The 20,121-nt window shown below is 72.2% G+C and carries 16 protein-coding genes; 2 read left to right on the top strand and 14 right to left on the bottom strand.

Features of this window, described 5'->3' with window-relative positions:
* From uvrA to rpsA, 10 genes are all read right to left on the bottom strand, one after another.
* Positions 1 to 2,308 (bottom strand): excinuclease ABC subunit UvrA (gene uvrA, locus ACME2J_RS19080; RefSeq protein WP_495546532.1); only part of this gene is annotated, 2,308 nt, incomplete at its 3' end.
* A 62-nt stretch (positions 2,309 to 2,370) separates the two neighbouring features.
* The gene (locus ACME2J_RS19075) at positions 2,371 to 3,063 is read right to left on the bottom strand and encodes a class I SAM-dependent methyltransferase (RefSeq protein WP_495546531.1); all 693 of its coding nucleotides are present in this window, start codon (positions 3,061 to 3,063) and stop codon (positions 2,371 to 2,373) included.
* Between the two features lie 70 nt (positions 3,064 to 3,133).
* A complete protein-coding gene (locus ACME2J_RS19070; protein WP_495546530.1) occupies positions 3,134 to 3,979 on the bottom strand; it encodes a DivIVA domain-containing protein in 846 nt (281 codons plus the stop codon).
* Positions 3,980 to 4,054: 75 nt separating this feature from the next.
* On the bottom strand, positions 4,055 to 4,855 hold the full coding sequence (locus tag ACME2J_RS19065; protein ID WP_495546529.1) for an HhH-GPD family protein: 801 nt from the start codon (positions 4,853 to 4,855) through the stop codon (positions 4,055 to 4,057).
* Positions 4,852 to 6,876: an excinuclease ABC subunit UvrB gene (gene uvrB, locus ACME2J_RS19060; RefSeq protein WP_495546528.1), complete on the bottom strand. Its 2,025-nt coding sequence runs from the start codon at positions 6,874 to 6,876 to the stop codon at positions 4,852 to 4,854. Before uvrB ends, ACME2J_RS19065 begins: the two co-directional genes overlap by 4 nt.
* A gap of 33 nt (positions 6,877 to 6,909) precedes the next feature.
* The gene (locus ACME2J_RS19055; RefSeq protein ID WP_495546527.1) at positions 6,910 to 8,415 is read right to left on the bottom strand and encodes an alginate O-acetyltransferase AlgX-related protein; all 1,506 of its coding nucleotides are present in this window, start codon (positions 8,413 to 8,415) and stop codon (positions 6,910 to 6,912) included.
* Positions 8,415 to 9,851: an MBOAT family O-acyltransferase gene (locus ACME2J_RS19050; RefSeq protein WP_495546526.1), complete on the bottom strand. Its 1,437-nt coding sequence runs from the start codon at positions 9,849 to 9,851 to the stop codon at positions 8,415 to 8,417. The genes ACME2J_RS19055 and ACME2J_RS19050 overlap by 1 nt, the downstream gene beginning before the upstream one ends.
* Positions 9,852 to 9,925: 74 nt before the next feature.
* Positions 9,926 to 10,624, bottom strand: a complete 699-nt coding sequence (locus ACME2J_RS19045; RefSeq protein ID WP_495546525.1) for a lytic transglycosylase domain-containing protein — start codon at positions 10,622 to 10,624, stop codon at positions 9,926 to 9,928.
* Positions 10,621 to 11,229, bottom strand: coding sequence for a dephospho-CoA kinase (gene coaE / locus ACME2J_RS19040; RefSeq protein ID WP_495546524.1), 609 nt, complete (start codon positions 11,227 to 11,229; stop codon positions 10,621 to 10,623). Before coaE ends, ACME2J_RS19045 begins: the two co-directional genes overlap by 4 nt.
* Before the next feature lie 25 nt (positions 11,230 to 11,254).
* Positions 11,255 to 12,778 (bottom strand): 30S ribosomal protein S1, encoded by a 1,524-nt coding sequence (gene rpsA / locus ACME2J_RS19035; protein ID WP_495546523.1) that lies wholly within the window; start codon positions 12,776 to 12,778, stop codon positions 11,255 to 11,257.
* Positions 12,779 to 12,848: 70 nt separating this feature from the next.
* Between rpsA and ACME2J_RS19030 the strand changes: the two genes are divergently transcribed.
* Positions 12,849 to 14,051, top strand: a complete 1,203-nt coding sequence (locus tag ACME2J_RS19030; RefSeq protein WP_495546522.1) for an NAD(P)/FAD-dependent oxidoreductase — start codon at positions 12,849 to 12,851, stop codon at positions 14,049 to 14,051.
* Positions 14,052 to 14,160: 109 nt separating this feature from the next.
* Here the strand turns inward: ACME2J_RS19030 and ACME2J_RS19025 are convergent, their stop codons facing one another.
* The 4 genes from ACME2J_RS19025 to ACME2J_RS19010 all read right to left on the bottom strand — a co-directional run bounded on the left by ACME2J_RS19025 (position 14,161) and on the right by ACME2J_RS19010 (position 18,500).
* Positions 14,161 to 14,427 (bottom strand): hypothetical protein, encoded by a 267-nt coding sequence (locus ACME2J_RS19025; protein ID WP_495546521.1) that lies wholly within the window; start codon positions 14,425 to 14,427, stop codon positions 14,161 to 14,163.
* A 90-nt stretch (positions 14,428 to 14,517) separates the two neighbouring features.
* Positions 14,518 to 14,961 (bottom strand): DMT family transporter, encoded by a 444-nt coding sequence (locus ACME2J_RS19020; protein ID WP_495546520.1) that lies wholly within the window; start codon positions 14,959 to 14,961, stop codon positions 14,518 to 14,520.
* 16 nt (positions 14,962 to 14,977) lie between these two features.
* The gene (polA, locus tag ACME2J_RS19015) at positions 14,978 to 17,578 is read right to left on the bottom strand and encodes a DNA polymerase I (protein ID WP_495546519.1); all 2,601 of its coding nucleotides are present in this window, start codon (positions 17,576 to 17,578) and stop codon (positions 14,978 to 14,980) included.
* A gap of 37 nt (positions 17,579 to 17,615) precedes the next feature.
* Positions 17,616 to 18,500 (bottom strand): oxidoreductase, encoded by an 885-nt coding sequence (locus ACME2J_RS19010; protein WP_495546518.1) that lies wholly within the window; start codon positions 18,498 to 18,500, stop codon positions 17,616 to 17,618.
* A 106-nt stretch (positions 18,501 to 18,606) separates the two neighbouring features.
* Here ACME2J_RS19010 and ACME2J_RS19005 point away from each other — a divergent pair, with 106 nt between their 5' ends.
* Complete coding sequence (locus ACME2J_RS19005) at positions 18,607 to 20,076, top strand: NAD-dependent malic enzyme (RefSeq protein ID WP_495546517.1); 1,470 nt, start codon at positions 18,607 to 18,609, stop codon at positions 20,074 to 20,076.
* The last annotated feature ends 45 nt before the right edge of the window (positions 20,077 to 20,121 follow it).

Below are 20,121 nucleotides of genomic sequence, written 5' to 3'. Positions count from 1 at the left end.
ACGGGACGTAGACGTCCGGCAGGAAGTGCATCTCGATCTTGATCTGGCCGTCGCCCCGGCAGACCTCGCAGCGGCCGCCCTTCACGTTGAAGGAGAAGCGCCCCGGCTTGTAGCCGCGCGCACGGGCCTCCGGCGTCTTGGAGTAGAGATCGCGGATGACGTCGAAGAGCCCCGTGTAGGTCGCCGGGTTCGACCGCGGCGTGCGGCCGATGGGCGACTGGTCGACCTGGATGATCTTGTCGAGCTGGTCGAGGCCGAGCACGGCGGTGTGGCTGCCCGGGCGCGTCCGCGCGCGGTGGAGCTTGTTCGCGACGGCCTTGTAGAGCACCTCGTTGACGAGCGTGGACTTCCCCGAGCCGGAGACGCCGGTGACGCAGGTGAGCGTCCCGAGCGGGACCCGGACGTCGACCTTGCGCAGGTTGTGCTGCGAGGCGCCGCGGATCTCGAGCTGCCCCGACGGCGTGCGCCGCGTCGCCGGCACGTCGATCACGCGCTTGCCGGAGAGGAACTGCCCGGTGAGCGAGCGCGCGACCTTCTCGACCTGCTTCGCGGTGCCCTGGGCGATGATCTCGCCGCCGTGCTCGCCGGCGCCGAGCCCGAGGTCGACGAGGTGGTCGGCGCAGCGCATCGTCTGCTCGTCGTGCTCGACGACGAGCACGGTGTTCCCGAGGTCGCGCAGCCGCTCGAGCGTCGCGATGAGCTTCGTGTTGTCGCGCTGGTGCAGCCCGATCGACGGCTCGTCGAGGACGTAGAGGACGCCCACGAGCGCCGAGCCGATCTGCGTCGCGAGGCGGATCCGCTGCGCCTCGCCGCCCGAGAGCGTCGACGCCGAGCGGTCCATCGAGAGGTACCCGATGCCGACGTTGTCGAGGAACGTGAGCCGCTCTTCGATCTCCCGGATGATGAGCCGCGCGATGTGACGCTCGGTGTCCGTGAGCTCGACCTCGGCGAGCCACCGCAGCGCGCCCCTCACCGAGAGCGCGCAGAGGTCGTGGATCGCCATGCCGCCCACGAGCACGGCGCGCGACTCGGGCCGCAGCCGCGAGCCCTTGCACGCCGGGCACGGCCGGACGCTCATGAACTCCTCGATCTTCTCGCGGGAGTACTCGGAGTCGGTCTCCTGGTAGCGGCGCTGGAGGTTCGAGACGACGCCCTCGAAGCGCGTCGCGTAGGAGCGCTTGCGGCCGTAGCGGTTCGTGTAGGTGACGCCGACGCGCTCGCCGCCGGTTCCGTAGAGGAAGACGTCGCGCGCCTCGTCGCCCAGCTCGCCCCACGGCGCGTCGAGGTCGATGTCGTAGACGTCCGCCAGCGCGGCGGAGATCTGCTCGTAGTACTGCGAGCTCGAGCCCGCCCAGGGCGCGATCGCGCCCTCGGAGATCGACAGCGACGGGTCCGGCACGACGAGCTCGGGGTCGATCTCCATCTGGTGCCCGAGGCCGGTGCAGCGGTCGCACGCGCCGTGCGGCGAGTTGAACGAGAAGATCCGCGGCTCGAGCTCGGCGATCGCCTGCCCGTGATCGGGACAGGCGAAGCGCTCGGAGTAGAGGCGCAGCTCGCCCTCCGTCCCCGCCGGGGCGTCGCGCGGCGGCAGGATCTCGATCTCGACCATGCCGTCGGCGAGCGCGACCGCGGTCTCGATCGAGTCCGCGAGGCGCTTGCGCAGCTCGCCGCGCATCACGAGGCGGTCGACGACGACCGAGATGTCGTGCTTGAACTTCTTGTCGAGCTCGATCGGCTCCTCGAGCATCCGCAGCTCGCCGTCGACCTTCACGCGGGTGAAGCCGTCGCCGCGCAGCTCCTCGAAGACCTTCCCGTACTCGCCCTTGCGGCCGCGGACGAGCGGTGCCATGACCATGAAGCGCGCGCCCTCCTCGAGCTCCATCACCTGGTCGATGATCTGCTCGGTGGACTGGCCGCGGATCGGCTTGCCGCAGACGTGGCAGTGCGGGTGGCCGATGCGCGCCCACAGGAGGCGCAGGTAGTCGTAGATCTCCGTGACGGTCCCCACGGTCGAGCGCGGGTTGCGCGACGTCGTCTTCTGGTCGATCGAGATCGCCGGCGAGAGGCCCTCGATCGAGTCGACGTCGGGCTTGTCCATCTGCCCGAGGAACTGGCGGGCGTACGCGCTGAGGGACTCGACGTAGCGCCGCTGGCCCTCGGCGTAGATCGTGTCGAACGCCAGCGACGACTTGCCCGACCCGGAGAGGCCGGTGATGACGATGAGCGCGTCGCGCGGCAGCGTGACGTCGACGTCCTTCAGGTTGTGCTCACGGGCGCCCGTGACCACGATCTCGTTGCTCGGCGGCACCGGCCCATGGTACTGAACCGAACAGATGTTCCCCCTGTGCGGCGGGTTCTCCCGCCGGCCCGTCAGTCGCGTCGCGCGACGTACACGAGGCTCGGCACCGCCACGGAGCCCGTCCGCCGGTCGCCGAACGCCGTGAGCACCCGGGCGCCGGCGTCAGCGTCGGCGAGGACGTCGCGCACCTCGGTCTCGGGGAGTCCGGTGAGGCTCATCGAGTGCGGCACGAGCCTCTCGAGGAGCGGGTCCGGTGCCGCGGGAAGCCGCCGCACCGCCGCGTTGAGCGCCCGCAGCGGGTGCAGCCGGACGCGGCGGGCGACCCGCGTGGGCAGCTGGAGGACGAGGATCCCGCCGGGCGCCGTCGCGCGCACGAGGGCGCCGAGATAGCGCCGGACCGCGTCCTCGCTCGAGACGTGCTGCAGCGCGATGAGGCTGAGGACGAGGTCCGCGCCGCCCTCCTCGAGGGACGGGAGGCCAGGGTCGCTCTCGGCGACGAAGCGGAGGTTCGGCCGGTCGGCGTGCAGCGCGCGGGCGCGCGCGACCATCTCCTCCGAGATGTCGACGCCGATGACCGCGTCGAAGCGCAGCGACAGGGCGCGGCTGAGCCGGCCGAGCCCGCATCCGAAGTCGACGGCCGTCCCCGTGCGGACCTCGATGCCCGCGGCGGCGAGTCCGGCGAGCGTCCCGGCGACCTCCGCCTCTCCGCTCGCCAGGAAGTCCTCGCGCGACCATCCGCCGAGCCGCCCCGGCTCGGAGCACACGGCCCACATCGCGTCCCGCCGGGCGAGGTCGTCCCACTCCCGGCGGTCCGCTGCGAGCCTGCGCGCCTCCTCAGACGTTGTCGTAGACCTCGTCGAGGAGGGCGTCGCGGTCGGCGAGATCGAAGTTCTCGGCGAGATAGCGATCGGTCTCCTCACGCGGCGTCCCGTTCAGCGCCATGTTGAGCGCGACGAGCCGGGCGCCCTCGACGTCCCCGCCGTCGGTGGCGGGCGGCGGCGCCGCCGCGGCCTCGGCGACCTCCGGCGGCTCGGGCGTGTGGACCGGCTCCGTGGGGAAGATGCTGTCGGGCACCTCCGGCGTGTGCGGCGGCGGGACGGCGGCCGCCGGCTCGGGCGCCGGCGGCTCGGGCTCCGGCTCCGGCACGGGCGCGGGCGCGGGCGCCTCGGCCTCGGTCGGCGGCGGGCCTCCCGCGGCGTCGTAGAGATCGCCCATGTTGCCCTGCAGCAGCGTGAGGTCCGCGTTGAGGCGGTTCGCACCGGTGCGCAGGCTCTCGAGGAGGGCGCCGACCTCGGACTCCATCGCATCGACGCGCTGGAGCATGAGCTGCGTCGCCGCGCTCACGCCGGCGACGTGCTCCTCGCTGCGCGAGACGGCGTCGTCCCGCGTGCTGGAGGCGTCGTTCTCGGCCTCCCGGCGGATCCGGGCCGCCTCCTCGCGCGCCTGACGCTCGATCTGGTCGGCGCTCGACTCGGCCGCCTCGACGATCGCGCGAACCTGCTCCGAGGCGGCGAGGGCGATCGACTCGCTGCCGGGGCGTCCCCCGCCTCCCCCGCTGCGCTTCAGCTGCTCGATCTCGTCGGCGAGCGCCGCGAGGTGCGCGTCGACCGCCTCCGGCTCGTAGCCGCGGCGGCCGATGGGGAAGTCCTTCTTCTCGACGGACTGACGGTCCAGTGCCAAGCCTTCTTCACCTCTGCCTGATCGATCGGGGGTCGCGCAAGACTAGCGAGGGTCGCGCCCTGCGTCCCCGACCCCTCACTCGCCCGGCAGGAGACGCCGCCCCACGCGCCGCAGGAGCCCGTCGGCGAGGAGCCCCTCGGCCGCCTCCCGGTCGGGTCCCGCAGCGGGGAGCGGAGCCGCGCCGTCGCGCAGGACCGCGCGCAGGAGCCGCCCGCGCCGCTCGCGCAGGCTGCCCGCGTACGGCGCCTGGCGCCTCGCCACGGGAGCGGGGTCGCGGGCGCGCAGGCCCTCCCCGTCGCTCGCCGGGCAGCCCTCCGCGACCGGGCACTCCGGGCAGCGGGGCCGCCGGGCGACGCAGACCCTCTGACCGAGCTCCATGAGCGCCGATCCCGCGCGCCACGGGTCCCCCGAGGTGTCCACCCCCTCCGGGAACCGCCGCGCGAGGACGCGCCGCACGTTGACGTCGGGCGGGAGCACCGGCTCCTCGCGCGCGAAGCAGCGGATCGCCGCCGCCGTGTACGGGCCGACGCCGGGGAGCTCGGTGAGGTCCTCGGGCCAGCCCTCCGCGGCGATCCGGCGGGCGGCGAGCAGGAGGTTCCGCGCCCGGCGTGGGTAGCCGAGGCCGTCCCAGACGCCGAGGACCTCGGCCAGCGACGCGTCGGCGAGCGCCTCGACCGTCGGCCAGCGTGCCATCCAGAGCTCCCAGCGCTCGGCCGCCCGCACGACGCTCGTCTGCTGGGCCATCGCCTCGGAGACCCACACCGCGTACTCGTCCCGGGTCGCCCGCCACGGGAGGTCGCGGCCATCGGCGTCGAACCACGCGAGGACCGCCGCCACGTGCGGGTCGTCGGTCGTGCGCGGAGCCTGCGCGCTCACGCCTCCGTCGGCGCGTTCGCCCGCGCGGTGTCGAGCTCGCGCCGGAGGTCGCGCAGCTCGTCGCGCAGGCGCGCCGCGTACTCGAACCGCAGCTCCTCGGCAGCCGCGAGCATCTCCTCCTCGAGCTCGGCGATCGCCTTCTCGAGCTCGCTCGCGGAGAGCCCGGCGGCCTTGACGCCCTTGCGCTCGCTGCGGCGCCGGCCCTTCGGGGTCTTGCCCTCGGCGACGAGGAACTCCGCGATGTCGCTCACGCCCTTCACGATCGACGCGGCCGTGATGCCGTGCTCCTCGTTGTAGGCGAGCTGGATCGCGCGCCGGCGGTCGGTCTCGGAGATCGCCGCGCGCATCGCAGCGGTCTCCTTGTCGGCGTACATGATCACCGTGCCGTCGACGTTGCGGGCGGCGCGGCCGATCGTCTGGATGAGCGACGTCTCCCCGCGGAGGAAGCCCTCCTTGTCGGCGTCGAGGATCGCGACGAGTGACACCTCGGGCAGGTCGAGCCCCTCGCGCAGGAGGTTGACGCCGACGAGGACGTCGTACTCGCCGAGCCGCAGGTCGCGGATGATCTGGATCCGCTCGAGCGTGTCGACCTCCGAGTGGAGGTAGCGGACCCGGAAGCCCATCTCGAGCAGGTAGTCCGTGAGGTCCTCGCTCATCTTCTTCGTGAGCGTCGTGACGAGCACCCGCTCGTCGCGGTCGACGCGCGCCCGCACCTCGTTCATGAGGTCGTCGATCTGGTTCTTCGTCTCGCGGACGTCGATGTGCGGGTCGACGATGCCGGTCGGGCGGACGATCTGCTCGACGACCTCACCGGAGCGCGTCCGCTCGAACTCGCCCGGCGTCGCGCTCACGAAGACCAGCTGGGGGACGATCGTGAGGAACTCCTCGAAGCGCTGCGGCCGGTTGTCCATCGCGCTCGGCAGCCGGAACCCGTAGTCGACGAGGGTCTGCTTGCGCGACCGGTCCCCCTCGTACATGCCGCCGATCTGCGGCACCGTCTGGTGGCTCTCGTCGAGGAAGCAGACGAAGTCGTCGGGGAAGTAGTCGATGAGGCAGTACGGGCGCTCGCCGGCCTTGCGGCCGTCGAGGATCCGCGAGTAGTTCTCGATGCCGTTGCAGAAGCCCATCTCCCGCAGCATCTCCATGTCGTACTGCGTCCGCTGACGCAGCCGGTGGCTCTCGAGGAGCTTGCCCTCGGCCTCGAGCTCGGCGCAGCGCTCGTTGAGCTCGCGGCCGATCTCGGCGACCGCGTCCTCGACCTGCCCCTCCTGGACGTTGTAGTGCGTGGCCGGCCAGATCGCGACGTGCTCGAGGTCGTCCTCGAGCAGCTCGCCGGTGAGCGGGTCGAAGTGCTGCAGCCGCTCGACCTCGTCGCCGAAGAGCGTCGCCCGGTAGGCCGACTCGGCGTAGGCGGGGAACACCTCGAGCGACTCGCCGCGCACGCGGAACGAGCCGCGGCCGAGCGCGGTGTCGTTGCGCGTGTACTGGATCGACACGAGCTTGCGCAGGAGCGCGTCGCGGTCGATCTCCTCGCCCTTGCGGAGGATCTGGACGTTGCGGTCGTAGGTCTCCGGCGAGCCCATGCCGTAGATCGCCGACACCGAGGCGACGATGAGGACGTCGCGACGCGCGAAGAGGGCCGCGGTCGCCGCGTGTCGCAGGCGGTCGATCTCCTCGTTGATCGCCGAGTCCTTCTCGATGTAGAGGTCCCTGCTCGGGACGTAGGCCTCGGGCTGGTAGTAGTCGTAGTAGCTGACGAAGTACTCGACCGCGTTGTCGGGGAAGAACGTCCGGAACTCGTTGCAGAGCTGCGCGGCGAGCGTCTTGTTGTGCGCCATGACGAGGGTCGGGCGCTGAAGCTTCTCGACGACGCCGGCCATCGTCATCGTCTTGCCCGTGCCCGTCGCGCCGAGCAGCGTCGTGTACGGGTCGCCGCGCTCGACGGCGGCGGCGATCGCCTCGATCGCCTTCGGCTGATCGGCGGTGGGGCTGAACGCGCTGTCGAGGCGGAACGGAGGCACCGACGGAGGGTAGCGAGCGCCCGGGACCGGTCCTCAGTCCTCCGCGGTCGTCTGCGCCCGGCTCCCGGCCCCCGCACGCGGGCTCGGGAGGGTGACGACGCGCGGCGCCTCGGCGACCATCCCGGGGGCGCCGGCGAAGGTGAGCTCGACGTCGGAGAGGGGGCGTCCGGCCGAGACGGGGAACACGTGGACGTCGCCGAACGCCGACGCGTCGGCGTAGGTGCACGGCTCGACGAGCCCGTTGCGCGTCGGCGTGGCGGAGACGAGCGAGCGGTCGCCCTGGCGGCCCCCGCGCACGAAGACGAGGACGGCGCGGTCGCGCCTCACGTCGTCCTCCTCGGCGTCGACGCGGAGCACCGACGGCGCGGCGCCGTCGAAGCGGCGAGCGCCATCGGCGGCGGCGGTCGAGCCGGCCCCGTCGACGACGTCCCAGCGCTCCTCCAGACGCGCGTGCTCGTCGTCGGTCGCCCACGGCCCGAACCAGGCGTGGAAGGTCGACGAGCACCCGTCGCCGAGCTCGCGGATGTTCCTCGTGACCGTCTCCATGACGACGGTCGAGGCGGCGGCGAGCCGGGCCTCGCAGGCCGTCGTCACCATCTCGATCCAGTTGCACCGCGCCGCGCCGGGGATCGTCTGCGTGAACGGGTCGACCGGCGGCGTCCCCTGCGGCTGGAGCATCGACAGCTCCATCTGCGAGTCGCCGACGACGAGCACGTCGGGCCGCGGCCGGCCGGTGAAGCCCGGGTCGGCGCTCACGATGCGCTCACGCTTGTCGACCGTGAGCCCGAGGAAGGCGGCGAGGTCGTTGCGGTACTCGCGCGTCTCGTCGCGGATCGCGATGCCCGCGCGGTCGGAGAGCCCCGGCTCGATCGCGTCGAGCAGCGTGCGGACGAAGATGAGCCGCCCCGCCGAGGTCCAGTGGGTGTCCTGCTGACGGAAGATCTGCTCGCCGTCGTCCTTCGCGGCCTTCATCGCCGGGAACATGTCGATCGCGCCCGGGACGTCGGCGAGCCTGCGCTCGAACTCCTCCTCGAAGCGGATCGCGCACTCGAGGGCGGCCGTCATCTCGTCGTCGTCGAAGTGATCGCGCTCGAGCCGGACCTTCGCCGCCGCCGGGATGAAGCGCAGCTTCCGGCCCGTGGCGCGCGCCGCGGCCTCGAGGAAGCGGACCGCCCGCACCGTGTCGAACTGCGGCTTGCGGCTTGCGCAGGTGTCGTTCTCGAGGCGGTAGAAGAGCCAGCCGTCCTTCCCCACGATGACCTCGGGGTTCGACGAGTACCCGAAGGCCTCGAGCTCGATGCGACCGCGGAGCGCGAGGCCGTCCTCGCGGAACGGGAACCGGTCGCGGAAGTACGCGTCGAGCGCCGCGAAGGTCCCCGCGTCCCCGAGCGTGTCGAGCGTGATCGGCGGCTTCCCGGCCGCCGCGCGGTTCTCGATGATCGTCTGCCGCTCACCGAGGACGTACGCGGCCGCGGGGAGCGCGAGCAGGCCGACGAACCAGGCGCAGGCGAGGTACTTGAGGAGTCGGCGGACGGTCATCAGAAGCGGAAGTAGAGGAACGGCGAGAAGTCGGTCGTGAGCGTCCAGGCGAGCGCGACCGGGAGGACGACGCCGAGCATCCCGGCGCGGGCGACCCGCGGGACGCCCCCGAGCGTCTCGGCCACCCAGCGGCCGCCGCTGCGGGCCGTCGGGACGACCGCCACGAGCGTCGCCGCGATGATCATGAACCCCGCGGGGCCCCCGAGCTCGTAGGACATCGCCTGGGGGACCCCGAAGCCGCTCGGCGTGAACATCGCCTGGTAGTAGTCGAGGGCGAGGCCGAGGTCCTCGGCGCGGAAGACGACCCACCCGATCATGACGGCGAGGAACGTCCCCGCCTGGCGCAGGTAGCGCCGCGACACGTCCCCGTCGAGGCCGCGGAGCCCGAAGCGCCGCTCGAAGAGCAGCCAGGCCCCGTGGTAGGCGCCCCACACGATGAACGCCCACGCGGCGCCGTGCCAGAGCCCCGTGAGGAGGAAGACGGCGACGAGGTTGCGGGCCGTCCGGCCCTCGGACGCGCGGTTGCCGCCGAGCGGGATGTAGACGTAGTCGCGGAACCACCGCGACAGCGTCATGTGCCAGCGCCGCCAGAACTCGGTGACCGACACCGCGGTGTACGGGCGGTCGAAGTTCTCCGGCAGGCGGAAGCCGAGCATCATGCCGATGCCCACCGCCATGTCCGAGTAGCCGGAGAAGTCGTAGTAGAGCTGCATCGTGTAGGCGAGCGCGCCGATCCACGCGGCCGTCGTCGTGAGCGTCCCGTCGCCCGCCGAGGCGAAGGCCATGTCGGCGATCGGGGCGATCGTGTCGGCGATGAGGACCTTCTTCGCGAGCCCGTGCGTGAAGCGCACCGCTCCGCGCGAGACCTGGTCCTCGTCGAGGCGGCGGTCGCGGAGCTGGCTCTCGACCTCACGGAGGCGGACGATCGGCCCGGCGATCGCCTGCGGGAAGAGCAGCACGAACAGGAGGAGGTCGATCGGGTCCTTCCGCGCCTGCACCTCGCCGCGGTAGACGTCGACGACGTAGCTCACCTTCCCGAACGTGAAGAAGGAGATGCCGATCGGCAGCAGGATGTCGAGGGAGCCGAGGTCCTCCATCCCGATGCGGCCGAGCACGGTATTGACCTGGTCGAGGCCGAACGCCGCGTACTTGAACCAGCCGAGGAGCGCGAGGTTCTGGACGATCCCGATCCACAGGAGCTGCTTGCGACGACGGTCGTCGCCGCGCTCGCCCGCGGCCTCCATCCACCGGGTGACCGCGTAGTCGACGAACGTCGAGCCGATGACGACGAGGACGAACTCCTGCGCGCCCCAGAGATAGAAGCCCGCGCTCGCGAGGACGAGGAAGAGGTTGCGCCCCCACCGCGGGGCGAGCCACGCGATCACCAGGACCGCGGGAAGGAACAGGAAGAGGAATGTCGGTGAGCTGAAGACCACGCGCGAGGAAGGTCCTCACGACGCCGGGGCGCCGAGGACGGAGGCGAGCCGGCGGGGAACGGCTCCGCTGAGGGTTACGAACCCAGTTCGGCCCCGTAGGTCGCGCGGTAGTCCCGCTGCGCCTCCTGGACCTTCGCGACGTAGTGCCGCGTCTCCGGGAACGGTATCTGTTCCACCTCGAGGCCGCCGAACCGCGCGACCCACTCGTCGACGTTCCCCGGGCCCCCGTTGTAGGCGGCCAGCGCGCGCGTCGTGTCGCCGTCGTAGCGCTCGAGGAGATGGCGGAGGTAGAACGAGCCGTAGGCGATGTTCACCTGCGGGTCCGAGAGGTCGTCGAGCGTGAAGGCGGTGCCGCCCGAGAGCCGCGCGATGTCCTTGGCGGTGTCGGGCGTGATCTGCATGAGGCCTTTCGCGCCCGCGGGCGAGGTCTGCTCGCGGAAGCGCGACTCCGCGAAGATCACCGCGGCGATGAGCGCGGGGTCGAGGTCCTTGTCCGCCGCCTGCTGGCGGATGATCTCCTCGTGGGCGAGCGGGAGCGTGATCTCCTGCACCGCCTCCTCGAACGCCGGCGCGAGCACGACGGCGCCCCCGACGCCGGCGACGATCGCGGTGAGCACGATCGCGAGCCGGCGGCGACGGACCTGCCGACGCCTTCGGGCGGCAGCGGCCCGGGCCGCCTTCGACGGCCGCTTGCGGCCCGCCCTCCCGGCGCGCGACGCCGCCGGCGCGGCGGCGCGGCGGGGCGACGAGGCGGTGGCGGGGCGTGTGCTCATGGGTCCGCTGGGGGGAGACTGCCGAGGACGTCGGACAGACGCGCCTCGAGATCCTCGACGGAGGAGTCGTTGACCACTGTGTACGTCGCCCGGGCCGCCTTCTCCTCCTGGGTGAGCTGACGAGCGGCCCGCTCGTCGACGGCGGCGTGCCCGCGGGCGGCGGCCCGCTGCGCGCGGACCTCCTCCGGGGCGATCACCGCGATCGTCGCATCGTAGACGCCCTCCATCCCCGCCTCGAAGAGGAGCGGGGTCTCGACGACCGCGGCCCGCGGCGGCGGGTCGGCGCTCTGCGCGCCCTCGCGGAACGCGGCGACGCGAGCGGCGACGCGCGGCCAGATGAGCTGCTCGAGCCACTTGCGCTCGTCGTCGGAGGCGAACGCGGCCGCCGCGATCGCCGAGCGGTCGACGACCCCGCCCGGCGCGACCGCCGCGCCCCAGCGCTCGACGACGAGGTCGCGGACCTCGTCGTCGGCGTAGAGCTCGTGGACGACGGCGTCGGTCGAGAGCGTCACCGCGCCGAGCCGCTCGAGAGCGGCGAGCGCGGTCGACTTCCCGGCGCCGAGGCCGCCGGTGAGTCCGACGAAGGGGACCGCGCCGCGGTCCACCGCGTCCGGTCCCCTCCCCCGGCGCTCAGGCCGGGGGGTTCTCGTCGTCGCCGGCCGCCGGCCCCTCGGGGAGGTCCTCCGGCGGGGTCTCGGCGAGCGCCTGCTCCTCGGCCTCGTCGCCCGTCGGAGCATCCGGCTCGGCAGGCACGTCCTCGGCCGCGACGGCCTCGGTCGTGCCCGCCGGGACGTCTCCCTCCGGCATGGCCGGCGGGAGGGGCTCGGCCGGCGGCGCGTCCGTCTCGCTCGGCGCGACGTCGGCCTGGAGCGGCGGGGCCTCCGCGGCCTCGTCGATCGCCTCGGGGAGCGGCGGAGCGTCGGTGGCCTCGCCCTGCGGACCCTCGCCCGCGAACACGTCGTCGCTGAGGCCGAGGTCGCGGACGTCGTCGAGGTCGCCCGCACCCGGATCGATGTAGTCGCGGCGCGGGAGGATCTGGTCCTCGACGCGCTTCACCGACAGCGAGAGGCGACGGCGGTCCGAGTCGATCTCGAGGACGCGGACGCGCACGTTGTCGCCCGGCTGGACGATCTCGCGCGGGTTCTCGACGTGGTGCGTCGCGAGCTCGGAGATGTGGACGAGGCCCTCGACGCCGTCGAGGATCTCGACGAACGCGCCGAACGTGACGACCTTCGTCACCGTGCCCTCGAGCTCGTCGCCGACGTTGTACGTGTCGACGACCCGCTGCCACGGGTCCTCCTGGGTCTGCTTGAGACCGAGGGAGATGCGCTGGCGGTCGCGGTCGATGTCGAGGACCTTCACCGCGACGGTGTCGCCGATCGACAGCAGCTCCGACGGGTGGTTGACGTGCGACCACGACAGCTCGGAGATGTGGATGAGGCCGTCGATGCCGTTGAGGTCGACGAACGCGCCGAAGTCGACGATGTTCGAGATCTGACCCTCGACGACGAGGCCGGGCTGCAGCCGGTCGAGGATCTCCTGACGCTGCTCCTTGCGCTCCTCCTCGAGGACGGCGCGGCGCGACAGGACGACGTTGTTGCGCGAGCGGTTGAGCTCTATCACCTTGCACTCGATCGTCGTGCCCATGTACTGGTCGAGATCGGGCACGCGGCGGATGTCCACGAGCGAGGCGGGAAGGAAGCCGCGGACGCCGAGGTCGATGATGAGACCGCCCTTGACGACCTCGATGACGTGGCCCTCGACCGGCTCGCCGGACTCGGCGGCCGCCTCGATGCGGCGCCAGGCCTTCTCGAAGCGGGCGCGCTTCTTGGAGACGATCAGGCGGCCGTCCTGATCCTCCTTGGTGAGGACGAGGGCGTCGACCTCCTCGCCCAGCTCGACCTCGTCGTGCGGGTCGACGTTCTTGCGGATCGAGAGCTCGTTGTTGGGGATGACCCCTTCGCTCTTGTAGCCGATGTCGACGAGGACCTCGTCCTTGTCGATGCGGACGACGCGGCCGGTGACGACCTCGCCCTCCTCGAAGGGGGAGAAGGTGGCGTCGTAGTTGGGGACGATCTGCCCGTCGATCTCGAGCAGCAGGCCGTCCGAACCCTCGACGACCTTCGCGTCTGATGCGTTGTAGGTGGCGGTCATGAGTCCCCAGAGCGTAGCGAGATGCGCCGGGCGCCGGGGCGCGGTCCCGCGTCCCTAGAATGCCGTCCCCATGCCGGTTCGAGCGACGAAGCGCGGGGATGATCGCACCCCCCTCCGCGGTGACTACGACGTCGTCGTGTGCGGGGCGAGCTTCGCCGGCCTCGCGATCGCCCGCGAGCTGTCGGGCAGCGGGGCGAACGTCCTCATGATCGACCGCTACGAGATCGGCGAGCGGCAGACCTCGGCGTGCGCCGCCCCGACCGTGTGGCTCGAGAACCTCGGGCTCACGCCCGCGATCCGCCAGACCTTCCGGGATCTCGTCATCCACCGCCCGGAGAAGACGTACCGCTGGCGGCTGCCCTGGACGTTCTCGACGTTCGACTACCGGGAGATCTGCGGGCTCCTCAAGGACCAGTCGCCGGACGTCCCCTTCGAGACCGCGAAGGTCGACGGCCGCGACGCCCTGCAGGGCGCCGGCGGCGAGATCACCGTGCGCACCGACCGCGGCGACCTCCGTGCCCCGCTCGTCGTCGACGCGCTCGGCTGGCGACGGATCCTCTCGACGAGCGAGAACCGCATCCAGCCGCCGAACGCGCGGATGTCGCGCGGCCTCGAGGTCCACCCCGGGGCCTCCGACGAGGACCTCGAGCTCTGGCTCGACCCGAAGCTCGTCCGCAAGGGCTACTCCTGGAACTTCCCGGCGGGCGACGAGATCCGCGTCGGCGTCGGCTCGTTCGACCCGCACGATCACGTGAAGGACCCGACCCGGCGGCTGGCCGAGCGACTCGAGGTCCCGGCCGAGCGCTGGCAGGGGAACTGGATCCCGCACCAGATGCGCCGCGCGACCGAGGACGACGTCTTCTTCGCCGGCGACAGCGCCGGGCACTGCTTCCCGACGACGGCCGAGGGCATCCGCCCCGCGCTCTACTTCGGCCTCGCGTGCGGCCGCGAGCTGCGCCACGTCGTCGAGGGCCGCCAGACGCGGGCCCAGGCGCTCGCGCGCTACGACGCCTTCTGCGAGGACCACCACTGGGTCTTCCGCTGGATGCTGCGCGTCCAGAACGTCGTCGGCGCGATCAACCCGCTCCCGATGATGGACACGACGCTCAAGCTCCTCGACAGCCAGCGCTTCGTCGACTGGTCGTTCAACCACTACCTCGACGTCACGCCGGCGTCCTTCGCTCTCGAGGGCCCGCACGGCGCGCGGGACCGCACGCCGCTCGAGCAGGCGGCCGGCGAGCCGGCGCCCACCGGCGAGCCGGTCGCGGCCTAGCGCGAGGTCGCGCCGGCCCGGGCCGCGACGAGAGCTCAAAGGCGGCCCGATGAGGACCGCCTTTGAGCTCTCGCGGATCCGGGCGACGTCCCGTCGGGCCTGCGGACCCTCAGAACCCCCGCCGCTCGCGGTCGTGGACGAGGCGCGGGTCGCGCTCGCCGGGCCGAGAGGCGAGGTGCGCGTGCAGGCCCCAGAGCACCGCGAGGCCCGCGACGAGGGCCGTGAGCCACATCACCTCGGTCGGGTCGAACGCGCCGAGCGCGGCGAAGAAGGCGAAGCAGACGAGCACACCGAGCGCCGCGATCCAGAACGCCTCGCGGAGCGCCTTGAGCGCACCGCGGCCGTGGTCGCCGCGCGGCATGTGGATGGTGGCCATGTGACCTCCCTCGATCGTGTCGTTCGTCACGAGCGAGCTTCTCGCGCCGGCGGCCGCGCGTCAACCGCCGTTCGTCCACCCGGGGGGGGGTCAGCCGCGCACGATGAGGAAGACGCCGGCGCCGAGGAGCAGGATCCCGACCATCCGCTCGACCGTCACCGGCTCCTGCTGGACGCCGAGGAGACCGAAGCGGTCGACGACGACGCTCATGGTGAGCTGCCCGGTGATCGTCGCGGCGGTGACTCCGGCGGCGCCGAGCGAGCCGACGGTGACGAGGACGGTCGTCACGTAGGCGGCACCGAGGAAGCCGCCGACGAACGCGTACCAGGGCAGGGAACGCGCCTCGCCGATCGAGCCGTACCCGTCCGTCGCGAGCCCGACGATGGCGGCGAGGAGGAGCGTCCCGAGGGCGAAGCTCACGAGCGACGCCTGGAACGAGCCGACCGTGCGGCCGAGCATCCCGTTGATCGGCGCCTGCATCGCGACGAGCCCGCCGGCGAGGGCCGTGAGGACGACGGCGAGCGTGCGGTCCATCAGGCGCCGCCCTCGCTCACTTCGCGTCGAGCCACGTCTCGCCCACCCCGGGCTCGACGAGGAGGGGCGGGTCGTGCGGCCACGGCGCGGTCATCTCGCGCACCGCGAGCTCGCGGACCGCGTCCATCTCCTCGGGCGGCCCCTCGAAGAGCAGCTCGTCGTGGATCTGCAGGATGAGGCGGGTCGCGAGCCCCTCGTCGCGCAGCGCGCGGTGGCACCCGATCATCGCGAGCTTGATGACGTCGGCCGCGGTGCCCTGGATGACCGTGTTGACCGCGAGGCGCTCGCCGAGCGTCCGCACCTGGTAGTTGCGCGCCTTGAGCTCGGGGATCTGGCGGCGGCGACCGTAGAGCGTCGTCACGTGGCCCTCCTCGGTCGCGCGCTCGATCGTCCCGGTCATGAACGCGTGGACGGCGGGGAACCTCTCGAGGTAGGCGTCGATGAACGCCTTCGCCTCCTCGCGCGGGATGTTGAGGCGATCCGCGAGCCCGTAGTCGCTGAGGCCGTAGACGATCCCGTAGTTGATCATCTTCGCCTTCGAGCGATCCATCGGCGTGAGGTCCTCCGGCGGCCGCTCGAAGACCTGGGAGGCGGTCGCGGTGTGGACGTCCTCGCCCCGCAGGAAGATGTCCTTGAGCACCTGCTCGCCGGCGACGTGGGCGAGGATCCGCAGCTCGACCTGCGAGTAGTCGGCGCTGAGCAGGCGGTTCCCCTCCGCCGCCTCGAAGCATCCGCGGATCTCGCGCCCGAGGTCCGTCCGCACCGGGACGTTCTGCATGTTCGGGTGCGTCGAGGAGAGCCGGCCCGTCTGCGCGACCGCCTGCAGGAACGTCGTGTGGATGCGCGACTCGGCGTCGGTGAGCCCGGGAAGGACGTCGAGGTAGGTCTTCGCGAGCTGGTTGAGCTCGCGCCAGCGCTCGATCTTCGGCACGATCGGATGCTCGTCGCGGATCGCCTGGAGGACGCGGGCGTCGGTCGAGAACCCGGTCTTGCCGCGGCGCTTCTTCGAGAGGCCGAGCTTGTCGAAGAGGACCGCACCGAGCTGCTGCGGCGAGCCGAGGACGAACTCCTCCCCCGCCATCTCCCACACCTCGCGCTCGAGCCGGCCGATCTCCTCGTGTACCCGCTCGCGGATCGTCGCGAGGCGGTCCTTGTCGAGCTTCACGCCGGCGACCTCCATCGCGCGGAGCACGTCGACGAGCGGCAGCTCGATCTCGTCGAGGACGCGCTGGAGGTCGCGTTCCGCGAGCTGCTCGCGCTGCCAGGCGGCGAGCGCGGCGCAGAGGACGGCGGCCGCGGCGGCCTCCTCCTCGATCGTCGTCGCGAAGCCGCGCTCCTCGCACAGCTCGGCGAACGGGTAGCCGCGGCGGGCGGGCTCGAGCAGGTAGGCGGCGAGCATCGTGTCGTGGACGAGCCCCGGCGGCACGAGGCCGAGCCCCTTCGCGTCGTGCGCGACGACGGGACGGGCGCCGAGCGCCTCGACGAGGTCCTCGGGGCGCGCGCACCGTCCCGCGAGCACCTCCTCCCCCGCGGCGACGCCGAACGCCCAGCCGTCGTCGCTGGCGAACAGCTCGCCCTCGGCGACCTCCGGGGCGGCGGCGACGACCGCGGCCTCGAGGCCGGCGGGCAGGGAGCGGACGTCGTCGAGCGTCGCCTCGCGCAGGCGCGCGACGAGCGCCGTGCCGTCGTCGGACTGGCCGCGCGGAGCCGCGGCGTCCGCCGACCCCAGCGCCTCCTCGAGCCGGCGCAGCGGGTCGCGCAGCTCGAACTCGCGGAAGACCTCGCGGAGCTTCGAGCGGTCGGGTTCCTGCGCCGCCTCGGCACGGGGGTCGACGTCGACCGGGATCGTCCGGTCCATCGTCGCGAGCTGCTTCGAGATCCGGGCGTCCTCGGCGTGGTTCGTGAGGTTCTCCTTGCGCTTCGCCCCGGAGATCTCGTCGACCGACGCGAGGACGGTCTCGAGGTCGCCGAACCGCTGCAGGAGGTCGGAGGCGGTCTTGTCGCCGATCCCCGGGACGCCCGGGATGTTGTCCGACGTGTCGCCCTTGAGGCCGTAGAAGTCCGGGATGAGCTCGGGCGGGATGCCGTAGCGGTCGATGACCGCCTGGCGGTCGTAGCGCTTCGTCTCCGTGATCCCCCGGGCGGTCGCCATGATCGTGACGAGGCCGTCCTCGCCGACGAGCTGGAAGGCGTCGCGATCACCGGTGACGATCGTCACGGGGATGGGCGGGTCGGCGGTCCGCGCCTTCTCCGCGATCGACGCGATGACGTCGTCGGCCTCGTAGCCCTCGACGCTCACGTTGCGGTAGCCGAAGGCGTCCGCGATCTCGAGGATGTGCGGCCACTGCTGCTTGAGGAGGTCGGGGCGCGACGTGCGCTGCGCCTTGTACTCCTCGTAGACCTCCTTGCGGCCGGAGTGCCCCGCGTCCCACACGACGATCGTCGGCCGCTGCCCGTGCTCGGTGAGGATCTTCACGAGCATCGAGGCGAACCCGAAGATCGCGTTCGTCGGGAACCCCGTCGAGGTCGCGATCGACTCCGGAAGCGCGAAGAACGCCCGGTAGGCGAGCGAGTTGCCGTCGATGAGGTAGAGCTCGTCGGTGGAGTCCTCGGGCATCGGTCGCCGACCCTAGCGAGCCGGACGGCGTGCCCGCCTACGCGGCGGCGGGGAGCGCGAACCGCACGCCGGTGAGCTCCTCGCTGAGCTGCCAGAGACGGCGCGCGTCCTCCTCGTCCCGCGCCGCGCCGCTCATGCCGACGAGCTGCGGGTGGCCGCGCATCTCGCCGATGCCGCCCGGGCCGACGTACGCGGCCCCGGGGACCTCCTCCGTCGCGGCGAAGAGCGTCGGGAGCGCGCCCATCTCCGCCGACTGGGCGACGACCTTGTTGAGGAGGCCCATCACCTGGTCGAGGACGGACTCGGTGTGGGACTGCAGGTGCGTCGCGCTGTAGCCCGGGTGGCAGGCGACCGCCCGGACGTCGGAGCCGGAGGCGGCGAGCCGGCGCTGCAGCTCGTTGGTGAAGAGCAGGTTCGCGAGCTTCGAGCGGCCGTAGGCGGGCCAGCGGTGGTAGCGCTTCTCCCAGCACGGGTCGTCGAAGTCCATCGACCCCATGCGGTGCGCGGCGCTCGAGACGGTGACGACGCGGTCGCGCACCCGGTCGAGCAGGAGGCCCGTGAGCGCGAAGTGGCCGAGATGGTTCGTGCCGAGCTGCAGCTCGAAGCCGTCCGCGGTCGTGCGGTGCGGCGGCGCCATGATGCCCGCGTTGTTCACGAGGACGTCGACGTCCCCGTCGAGCCCGTCGGCGAAGGCCCGCACCGAGGCGAGGTCCGCGAGGTCGAGCGCGCGCACCTCGACGTCGCCGGACATGCGCGCGGCGGCCTCCTCCCCCTTCGCCGTGCTCCGGCACGCGAGCACGACGGAGGCGCCCGCCGCGGCGAGCTCACGCGCCGCGACCTCCCCGATGCCGCTGTTCGCGCCGGTGACGACGAACGTCCGTCCGTCCTGCCGCGCCATGTCCCGGGTCGTCCAACCGCTCATGGCCGCAGACCATACGCGGGCGCCCGACCGGCGCCGCGCCGCGACCGGACGCCGTGTCCGGGCGGCGGCATGCGGGGCACCCCCCCACTTGTATGCTCCGCCGCCCATGAGCGTCACGCCTTCCGCTCAATACAGCCTCACGATCCGCGTCGAGATCGCGCACAAGCCCGGCATGCTCGGCCAGGTCGCCTCCGCGATCGGCCGCGCGGGCGGCGTGATCGGCGCCGTCGACCTCGTCGAGGCCGGCGACGAGATCCTCCTGCGCGACATCACCGTCGACGCCGCCGGTCCCGAGCACTGGGAGGCGATCACCGAGGCGATCGGCTCGCTGGACGGCGCCCGCGTCGTCGAGACGACCGACCGCACGTTCCTCCTCCACGTCGGCGGCAAGATCGAGCAGGTCAACCGCGCGCCGCTCAAGACGCGCGACGACCTCTCCATGGCGTACACGCCGGGCGTGGCCAGGGTCTGCATGGCGATCCACGACGATCGCCAGAAGGCCTTCCAGTACACGATCAAGCGCAACACGGTGGCCGTCGTGAGCGACGGGACCGCGGTCCTCGGCCTCGGCGACATCGGCCCCGAGGCGGCGATGCCCGTCATGGAGGGCAAGGCGTGCCTCTTCAAGGAGTTCGCCGGCGTCGACGCGTTCCCGATCTGCCTCGACACGAAGGACCCGGACGAGATCGTCCGCACCGTGAAGCTCCTCGCGCCGAGCTTCGGCGGGATCAACCTCGAGGACATCAGCGCCCCGCGCTGCTTCGAGATCGAGGACAGGCTGAAGGCCGAGCTCGACATCCCCGTCTTCCACGACGACCAGCACGGGACGGCGATCGTCACGCTCGCCGCGCTCCTCAACGCGTGCAAGATCACCGGGCGCGAGCTCGCGAGCCTCAAGGTGCTCGTCACCGGGCTCGGCGCGGCGGGCATCGCCGTGACGAAGATCCTCATGGAGGCCGGCGTCTCCGACATCATCGGCGCCGACTCGAAGGGCGTCGTCCACACCGGTCGCGCCGACTACGAGGACGGCTCGATGAACGCGACCAAGCGCTGGTACGCCGAGAACACGAACCCTCAGGGCCTCGGCGGGGCCCCCGCCGACGTCATCGACGGCTGCGACCTCTTCATCGGCCTCTCAGGGGCGCGGATCTTCCCGCCGGAGACGCTCGAGCGGATGAGCGACGACGCGATGATCTTCGCGATGGCGAACCCGGACCCCGAGGTCGCCCCCGAGGAGGCCGCGAAGTACGCGCGGATCGTCGCGACCGGGCGCTCGGACTACCCGAACCAGATCAACAACGTCCTCGCGTTCCCCGGCATCTTCCGCGGCGCCCTCGACGTCCGCGCGCCCCAGATCACCGAGGGGATGAAGATGGCCGCCGCCGAGGCGATCGCGCGGATCATCCCCGACGCCGAGCTGCGCGAGGACTACATCGTCCCCTCGGTGTTCAACCGCGACGTCGCCCCGGCCGTCGCCGATGCGGTCGCCGAGCAGGCGCGCGAGAGCGGTCTCGCCCAGATGGACGAGCACGCGATCGGCTTCGCGCACGCCGACGCGGAGCGCATGCGCGCCTAGGTGTAGTTCCTGAGCACGTTGTTCATCCGGTCCTCCTTGGAGGCT

This window comes from Paraconexibacter sp. (genome assembly GCF_059438195.1).
Note: the sequence above shows the minus strand (reverse complement) of the source record. Positions and strands in the feature narration are given on the sequence as shown.